The sequence below is a fragment of the Phenylobacterium sp. genome (assembly GCF_044371015.1).
Classification (GTDB): Bacteria; Pseudomonadota; Alphaproteobacteria; order Caulobacterales; family Caulobacteraceae; genus Phenylobacterium.
On record NZ_JBILUK010000153.1, the window covers coordinates 1 to 7,603 of the forward strand.

Here is a 7,603-nt window from a genome sequence, read left to right on the forward strand (position 1 = left end):
CTCTACTCCGCCACCCTCGCCCAGATCACCGCAGCCGGGCAGACCTTCACCTACGACCAGATCCGCAACCTCAAGCCCTATCAAGGCGAGCTCCAGCTCGGCTACGACTTCAATTACTTCTCGAAGGACGCCATCGACAAGCGCGCCAGCGACCTGCTCAGGGCCGGCGTGCTCATCCGCCAGAACACCAACGCCGGCTTCTTCCGCGTGCAGGAAGAAATCCTGGCAGGTTACGCCATGGGCACCTGGACCCAGGACTGGGGCAACATCGTCGCCGGCGCGCGGATCGAGCGCGTGAAAAACACCGGCACGGCCTTCGGCGGCGTCGGCGCGGCCAACACCCTGGTCACGGCGACCAATGACCAGGTGCTGGTGTTCCCCAGCGCCCACATCAACTGGGACCTCAACGACGAAATGAAGGTCCGCGTCGGCTTCACGACCGGCGCGGCGCGGCCGGACTTCGACGAACTGCGGCCTAATCTGGTGGCCAATGACACCACCCAGAGCATCTCCGGCGGCAATCCCGACGCCAAGCCGGAGCGGGCCATGGGCGTCGACGCCTACTATGAATGGTACATGGCGTCGGGCGGCTTCCTGTCGATGGGCGTCTACTACAAGGACATCAAGGACGCGCTGTTCTTCCAATCCGGCGTCTTCGGCCGCGACACCCTGAACTTGGGCGGCGTGGACCGGTCCGGCTATACGCTCAGCACCCTTCGCAACGGCGGCAAGGGCCACATCCTCGGGGCCGAGGCGGCCATCGCCCAGTCGATCGAACCGTTCCTGGAAAACAGCAGCGCGCCCGACTGGGTCAAGGGCTTCGGCGTCCAGGCCAACATAACGCTCAATGACAGCGAATTCCGCGTACCCGGCGTAGGGGTGGTGCCGGAGCGCAACATCCCCGTAATCGGCGCATCGGACGTGGTCTATAACATCTCGATCTACTACGAGCGCTACGGTCTCTCGGCGCGGTTGGCCTATCAGTACCGCACACCCTGGGGTCAGGGCGTGGGCGACTATCAGCTCCTGAATGGCAAGACCGTCCCGGTCACCAACGGCGACGTCTACTGGGACAGTGACGAGGAGCTTGACTTCTCGGTCCGCTACCGGGTCAACGACAACTTCGAACTGACCTTCGATGCGGCCAACCTGACCAACGACCGGGGTCGTCGCTATGGCGACACGACGGACTTCCCTATCGAATGGGAACGGTTCGGCCGCCGCTTCATCGCCGGGGTGAACTTCACGTTCTAGACCCTGGGCGTCCCGATGGGGCGCAGCATCAAGCGGACGTCGCATTCCGCGTAGAGCGTACGAGCACCGCCCGTTCCGGATCTTTCTTCGGAGCGGGCGGTCTTCATTAGAGATAGAGGGCCGGGCGCATGAACAGGGTCGTGGGAATTCTTGTTGTCGCGGCCATGGGCCTGCCCGGAGCGGTCCTCGCTCATGAGGGCAGGCATCCGATCCGGATCGAAGCTCCAAAAGGGACCAAGGCGGTCAAGGTCAATCCGGCCCAGCGCCGCTGGCTGGCGGGCGACCACCACGTCCACAGCCAGTACAGCGTCGGTCTCAAACCCGCCGCTGATCCCGCTCAGCCGCCGACGCCGATCGTGGGCGGCGATGCGATCTATCCGATCCCCACCAACGCCGAGATGGGCGCCAAGTACGGCCTGTCCTGGATGGTGGCGACCGACCACGGCGGCCCCAACCACAGCAAGGTCAACCGCGACCTCGCCTATCCGGAGCTCCTGGAGTCCCGGCGGCGGGTGAAGAGCGTGATCCAGTTCTACGGCCTGGAGCTCAACTCGCCGGGCGCCGACCACTCCAGCATCATCGTGCCCAAGACCCCCGCCGAGCGCGACGTGCTGTTCGACCTGGAGAGCCGCTTCGACAAGCGCGAAGCGTGGCCCATCGATCCCACTCACGACGCCGAAGCCCGGATGATCGAGGCCCTGAAGGTCATGCGCGACCTTCCGGCGCCGCCCCTGGTGATCGCCCATCACCCCTCGCGCTCCGCCCGCGGGATCAGCCAGTACGGCATGACCACGCCGCGCGAACTCCGCGCCTGGAACGACGCCGCGCCCAAGGTCGCCATCGGCATGGAAGGCGCGCCCGGCCATCAGGCCGGCACGCTCAACAAGTCCGGCGTCGCCGATCCCGACGACGGCTTCCGCGGCAGCTATCGGGCGGCGCCCACCATGGGCGGCTTTGACCAGATGACCGCCCGGCTCGGCGGCTTCTGGGATTCGATGCTGGGCGAGGGCCGCCGCTGGTGGATCACCGCCACCTCCGACTCCCACCGCCATTACACCGAGGGCGGCTCCGATTTCTGGCCGGGCGAGTACTCCAAGACCTACGTCAAGGCGGCGCGCGATCCGGCCGACATCCTCGACGGCCTGCGCGAAGGCCGGGTGTTCGTGACCCTGGGCGACCTGGTCTCGGAACTCGACGTCACGCTGCAGGCGACCGGCGCCAAGGCGAGCCTCGGCGAAACCCTGACTGTTCCGCGCGGCGCGGACGTCACCGTGGTGATCCGCCTGCGCGATCCGGCCGGCGCCAATCACGGCGGCCGCACGCCGGACGTGGCCCGCGTCGATGTGATCCGCAGCGAGATCGAGCCGGCCGTCTCCGACCCCACGGTCGACGCCAATTCGCGCGCCCGGGTCGAGCGCCGCTTCGGCCCCCGCGACTGGGTTCGCGAAGGCGAGCGCATCTCGATGACCCTGACGCTGAAGAACGTCACCGAGGCCACCTATATCCGCGTGCGCGGCACCAACGGCGCCGAGCTTGAGCCCACGCCGGACACCGCGGGCGAGGATCCCTGGACCGACCTCTGGTTCTACGCCAATCCGGTTTTCATCGCTGTCAGGTAGATCGTCCACGCCACCCCCCTATTGCGAACGAAGGTTTCGGTTTATCCCTGGGTCAGCCAACAAACGGGGGAGACGATAATGGCGAGCGGCGGGGATCATGTGACGCTGAGCGGGGTTCCGGGTTCGCCCTACACCCGCAAGATGACCGCCCTGCTGCGCTATCGGCGCATACCCTATCGGCTCTTGCAGCTGTCGCGCGACGCGCCTGGCCTCCCCCAGGCCAAGGTCTCGCTGCTGCCGACCTTCTACTTCCCGGACGCCTCTGGCGAACTGCAGGCGGTCACCGACTCCACGCCGATCCTGCGGCGCCTGGAAGCCGAATACGCCGATCGCTCCGCCCGTCCAGCGGACCCGGCCCTGGCGCTCATTGACGCGCTGCTCGAGGACTACGGCGACGAGTGGGTGACCAAGGCCATGTTCCACTATCGGTGGACCTACGAGGCGGACATCGCCAAGGCCTCCGGCGTGCTGCCGGGCTTCCGCGCGGCCCAGATGCCCGACGCCCAGTTCAAGGTCGCGGCCAAGGGCATCGCCGACCGTCAGATCCCGCGCCTGCGCTATGTGGGCTCCAACCCCACCACCGGCCCGGTGATCGAGGCGAGCTACATGCGCCTGCTCGATCTGCTTGAGGCCCACCTGACCGAGCACAAGTTCCTGCTCGGCGGCCGGCCGGCCGCCTGCGACTTCGCCATCTACGGCCAACTCACCCAGCTCGTGCATTTCGATCCCACCTCGATGGCCGTGGCCGCCGCCCGCGCGCCCCGCGTCAGCGCCTGGGTGATGCTGCTGGAAGACCTGAGCGGCGAAGAGCCCACGCCCGGCCACTGGTTCGACGTCGCCGCCCTGCCGGCCACGCTCAAGGCGATCCTGGCCGAGGTCGGCCGGGTCTACACGCCGCTGCTGCTGGCCAACGCCAAGGCGGTGCGCGCCGGCGCCGAGACCGTGGAGACGGTGATCGACGGCCAGCCCTGGAGCCAGCAGCCCTTCCCCTATCAGGCCAAGTGCCTGGGCTGGCTGCGGGAGGAGCGCGCGGCGCTCAGCGACGCGGACCGCGCCCGGGCGGATGCGGCGCTGGCCGGAAGCGGCTGCGAACCGCTGTTCGCCTGATCCGGGCTTGCGGAACACCGCGCGGGCCCCGAAAACGTCGCCATGCGTAAACTCCGCCCGCTTCTGGCGCTCGCGCTGATCCTTCCGGCCGGCTGCGCCCGGGAAACCGCCCCGCCCAAGGCGGAGGCGAAGCCCGCGCCGTGCGTCACCGCAGCGGTCGTCCCCGCACCCGCCCCGGACAAGGCGGGCATGGTCCGCATCGAGGGCGGCGTGTTCACCCAGGGCGCGGCGCCGCAACGCCCGGAGGAAGGCCCGCCGCGCGAGACCCGGGTCGACAGCTTCTGGATCGATCGCACCGAGGTCACCAACGCCCAGTTCGCCCGCTTCGTCTCCGCGACCGGCTATGTCACCCTGGCCGAGCGGCCGCTGGACCCCAAGGCCTACCCCACCCTCTCGGGCGACCAGCTCAAGCCCTCGGCCATCGTCTTCATGGGCGACCGGCCCGAAGCGATCCGCAATGGCTGGTGGCAGGTGGTTCAGGGCGCCAACTGGCGCGAGCCGGAAGGTCCAGGCAGCTCCATCGCCGGCAAGGAGAACCATCCGGTCGTCCAGATCGCCTATGACGACGCCCTGGCCTATGCCCGCTGGCTCGGCCGCGACCTGCCCACGGAAGCCGAGTGGGAGTACGCCGCCCGCGGCGGGCTCAAGGGCGCCGCCTACAGCTGGGGCGACCAGCCGCTCGACATGAACAAGCCCCAGGCCAATGTCTGGCAGGGCCCCTTCCCGGAAGTCGACGCCGGGGCCGATGGCTACAAGGCTGAGACCGCGCCGGTTGGCTGCTTCCCGGCCAACGGCTACGGCCTGCACGACATGGCCGGCAATGTCTGGGAATGGACCAAGGACTGGTACCGCCCCAACCTCGACCCGACCCAGATCGCCAACCCCGCCGGCCCGCCCCGCGACCGCGCCTTCACCCCCGCCTCGCCCGACGAGAAGCGCCGGGTGATAAAGGGCGGCTCGTTCCTCTGCGCCGACAACTTCTGCTTCCGCTACCGGCCGCCGGCCCGCGAATCCGGCGTCACCGACACCGGCTCGGATCACACGGGCTTCCGCACGGTGCTGCGCGAGAACTGAGCCTCCAGTCCCCAGTGTCATCCCGGTTTCGCCCTCGCGCAGCGGGCGAAGACCGGGACCTCCAGCGCCGGATCACGCCAGGCCCGCGACGGGGTCGCGAGACCCCGTCTGAGTGCGGCGTCCCTCTCGAGAATGTCGCGAATGCTGGACTCAAGAACGCGTTTTTCCAGGGTTTTTCCCAACGAATTCATTGCGACCGAGTCAGCGCCTGCGACATTTGACGGCGCGGCGTGGGCAGGCCCGCGGCGCGTGTCCGAGATTACCCGAAGACTGGACTCAAGACGCAGCCTTTCGGGAATTTTCTCAATGAAATCATTCGGGGTCAGAGGGATATACGCAATCTCCGGCGTGGCCGCCGAGGCCGCGCGGCGTAGACTGCAAAGCGTCTCGACCCTAGCATGAAGGCGGCGGTGAAACAAGAACAAAGAGAAAACGATTGCGACTCGCGCGAACGACCACACGGGCTTTCGCACGGTGCTGCGCGAGAGGAAGAGTCAAGGCGAGGACCACCTCCATTCCCATGCTCCCCCGCCGGGTGAGGGGGCTCGACACCGGCTATCTTCCCGGGTTTTTCGTTCCGGACCCGAGGATGCGCGCCAGGTCGCGCGCGCCGTGCAGGATGCGGACGATCCGAACCTCGGTCGCCAGATCGCGGAAGAACAGCAGGTATCGTCCATGCACGACCGCCCTCAGGCCAGGGCTGATGTCGGATCGCTCGGGAAACGTCAGAGGGCGCTCGGCGGCCTGCCGAGCCTTGGCCTCCAACTCCGTCACGAAGGTCTCTGCGCGCGCCGGGTTGTCGGCGGCGATGTGGAGACCGATGGCGATCAGGTCATCTTGCGCCGCAGGGGCGAAGACGAGCCGCTTCATCCGGTAGCTGCGCGGCGGTCGGCGATCATGCGACGCAGCTCGGCGAAAACCTCATCCGCCGGAATGCCGGGGCCGCTCTCGTCGCCGAGCCGAATCGCTTCGCGAAGGGCTTCGAGATCGCGCTGCTCGCGGTCCCGCGCACGGGCCCATTCCCGCAAAGCCTCGCGAACGATCTCGCTGGTGGACGCATATTGCCCGCCCTCGACCGTCGATCGCAGAGCCGCCGCCATCTCGGCCGGCAGGGTGACGCTGATCCGTTCGATGGAGGGCATGGGGTCTCTCACGCAAGGTGCACACTATATCACACTTGATGCGCACCCAAAGCCTGTCGCCAAAGGGCCGGGACACGGAAAGCGGGGACCCATTCGGTCGACGTCTCAGACACCGGGTCGGATCACACTGAGCGTCCACACTCAATCACGTGTGTCATCCCGGTTTCGCCCACGCGAAGCGGGCAAAGGCCGGGACCTCCAGCGCCTGATCCCACCACGTCGGCGCGGCGCTTGCCAACCTCCCGCAATCCGGCGTCGGAGGTCCCGGACTTTCGCTTAGCGAAATCCGGCATGACACCGTGGGGGGAATGTATGAGCCCCTACGCCGCCACCAGGTTCACGCGCGTCCCGCACAGCACCACGGCCTCGCCTTCCGTCCGCGCGGCGCCGGCGCGCACGGCGGCCGGGTCGCGCACCGCGACGTCGAAGGCGCCCAGGCCCTCGCCGCGGCCGTCCTTGGCCTCGACAAACCGCAGCTCGCCGCCGTCCAGCGCGATGCGCCAGCCCTCGCCGGTGAACTCGACCGGTCGGCCCAGCACCTCGCCCCAGCGCGTGGCCATGGCCTCCGGGTCCGGCCCCTGCAGCTCCGCCCCGACGATGCCGGTCGTGACCTCGGTCCGCACATTGGCCTCCCAGTCGGGCCCGCCCCATTCCCAGCGTTCGGGCGGGGTCATCTGGTCGACCGACAGGATCGCGCCGCCCACATCGCGGGGGTGGAAGTGGGTCATCACAACGCCCTTGAACTCGGCCTGCTCGACCAGCCGCACGCCCAGCCCGACCGCCCGCGCCCGGGCCGCCAGACCGTCATCGACCTGCAGGATCACCATGTAGCCGCCGTCGCCGCCGCGCTTGTCCATCAGCCGCCCGGCCGTGGTCCCGGGCTCGGCCGGCGACACCACCTCCAGGAAGGTGTCGCCCACCGGCCAGACCGCGTTGACGAGCCCGAACTTGCGCACGCCCTTGTCCAGATAATCGGCCCCAAGCCCCAGCACCTGGGTGATCTCAGCCTTGGCCGCCGCCAGGTCCGCGCCCACCAGGGCGATCTGTCGCAAGCGCATCATCAGGGCATCCTCCTCAATCCGTTGTTGGGGCGACCCTATCCGTAACGGCGCCGTTGCCAAGCGCCGGCCGGCCCCTATCGTGGCCTCAACGATCAGGAGACGCACAATGGCCAATGTCGACACCGGCACCACCGACCTTCTCGCCCGCCAGGACGGCGGCGTGCTCACCCTCACGCTCAACCGCCCCGAGGCGCGCAACGCGCTGTCCGGCGGCATGCTGGACGGCCTGTCCAAGACCCTGGCCTGGGCCGAGCTCGAGCCTTCGGTGCGCTGCATCGTGGTCACCGGAGCCGGCAAGGGCTTCTGCGCCGGCGGCGACGTGAAAGGCATGGCCAGCCGTAACGAC

The 7,603-nt window shown here is 68.3% G+C and carries 8 protein-coding genes; 5 read left to right on the top strand and 3 right to left on the bottom strand.

Translation table 11 applies throughout. The annotated features are described in order from the left end of the window. From ACIQ3R_RS12515 to ACIQ3R_RS12530, 4 genes are all read left to right on the top strand, one after another. On the top strand, positions 1–1,254 hold a 1,254-nt coding region (locus tag ACIQ3R_RS12515), incomplete at its 5' end, for a TonB-dependent receptor domain-containing protein (RefSeq protein ID WP_397418975.1). Between the two features lie 128 nt (positions 1,255–1,382). Further along, the gene (locus ACIQ3R_RS12520) at positions 1,383–2,873 is read left to right on the top strand and encodes a phosphoesterase (protein WP_397418977.1); all 1,491 of its coding nucleotides are present in this window, start codon (positions 1,383–1,385) and stop codon (positions 2,871–2,873) included. Positions 2,874–2,951: 78 nt separating this feature from the next. Further along, entirely contained in the window at positions 2,952–3,980 is a 1,029-nt protein-coding gene (locus ACIQ3R_RS12525) for a glutathione S-transferase N-terminal domain-containing protein (protein ID WP_397418979.1), read from the top strand. A 42-nt stretch (positions 3,981–4,022) separates the two neighbouring features. After that, the gene (locus ACIQ3R_RS12530) at positions 4,023–5,054 is read left to right on the top strand and encodes a formylglycine-generating enzyme family protein (RefSeq protein ID WP_397418981.1); all 1,032 of its coding nucleotides are present in this window, start codon (positions 4,023–4,025) and stop codon (positions 5,052–5,054) included. 555 nt (positions 5,055–5,609) lie between these two features. Here the strand turns inward: ACIQ3R_RS12530 and ACIQ3R_RS12535 are convergent. The 3 genes from ACIQ3R_RS12535 to ACIQ3R_RS12545 form a co-directional block, all read right to left on the bottom strand. Then, positions 5,610–5,924: a type II toxin-antitoxin system RelE/ParE family toxin gene (locus ACIQ3R_RS12535; RefSeq protein ID WP_397418984.1), complete on the bottom strand. Its 315-nt coding sequence runs from the start codon at positions 5,922–5,924 to the stop codon at positions 5,610–5,612. Then, the gene (locus ACIQ3R_RS12540; protein ID WP_397418986.1) at positions 5,921–6,196 is read right to left on the bottom strand and encodes a type II toxin-antitoxin system ParD family antitoxin; all 276 of its coding nucleotides are present in this window, start codon (positions 6,194–6,196) and stop codon (positions 5,921–5,923) included. The genes ACIQ3R_RS12535 and ACIQ3R_RS12540 overlap by 4 nt, the downstream gene beginning before the upstream one ends. A 320-nt stretch (positions 6,197–6,516) precedes the next feature. Beyond that, a complete protein-coding gene (locus ACIQ3R_RS12545) occupies positions 6,517–7,257 on the bottom strand; it encodes a VOC family protein (protein ID WP_397418988.1) in 741 nt (246 codons plus the stop codon). 106 nt (positions 7,258–7,363) lie between these two features. Between ACIQ3R_RS12545 and ACIQ3R_RS12550 the strand changes: the two genes are divergently transcribed. Next, on the top strand, positions 7,364–7,603 hold a 240-nt coding region (locus ACIQ3R_RS12550), incomplete at its 3' end, for an enoyl-CoA hydratase/isomerase family protein (RefSeq protein WP_397418990.1).

What these genes read in the sequence shown, in the direction of transcription:
- ACIQ3R_RS12545 (WP_397418988.1), bottom strand. Translation starts at nt 7,257, where the DNA reads ATGATGCGCTTGCGACAGATCGCCCTGGTGGGCGCGGACCTGGCGGCG.
- ACIQ3R_RS12540 (WP_397418986.1), bottom strand. Translation starts at nt 6,196, where the DNA reads ATGCCCTCCATCGAACGGATCAGCGTCACCCTGCCGGCCGAGATGGCG.
- ACIQ3R_RS12520 (WP_397418977.1), top strand. Translation starts at nt 1,383, where the DNA reads ATGAACAGGGTCGTGGGAATTCTTGTTGTCGCGGCCATGGGCCTGCCC.
- ACIQ3R_RS12530 (WP_397418981.1), top strand. Translation starts at nt 4,023, where the DNA reads ATGCGTAAACTCCGCCCGCTTCTGGCGCTCGCGCTGATCCTTCCGGCC.
- ACIQ3R_RS12535 (WP_397418984.1), bottom strand. Translation starts at nt 5,924, where the DNA reads ATGAAGCGGCTCGTCTTCGCCCCTGCGGCGCAAGATGACCTGATCGCC.
- ACIQ3R_RS12525 (WP_397418979.1), top strand. Translation starts at nt 2,952, where the DNA reads ATGGCGAGCGGCGGGGATCATGTGACGCTGAGCGGGGTTCCGGGTTCG.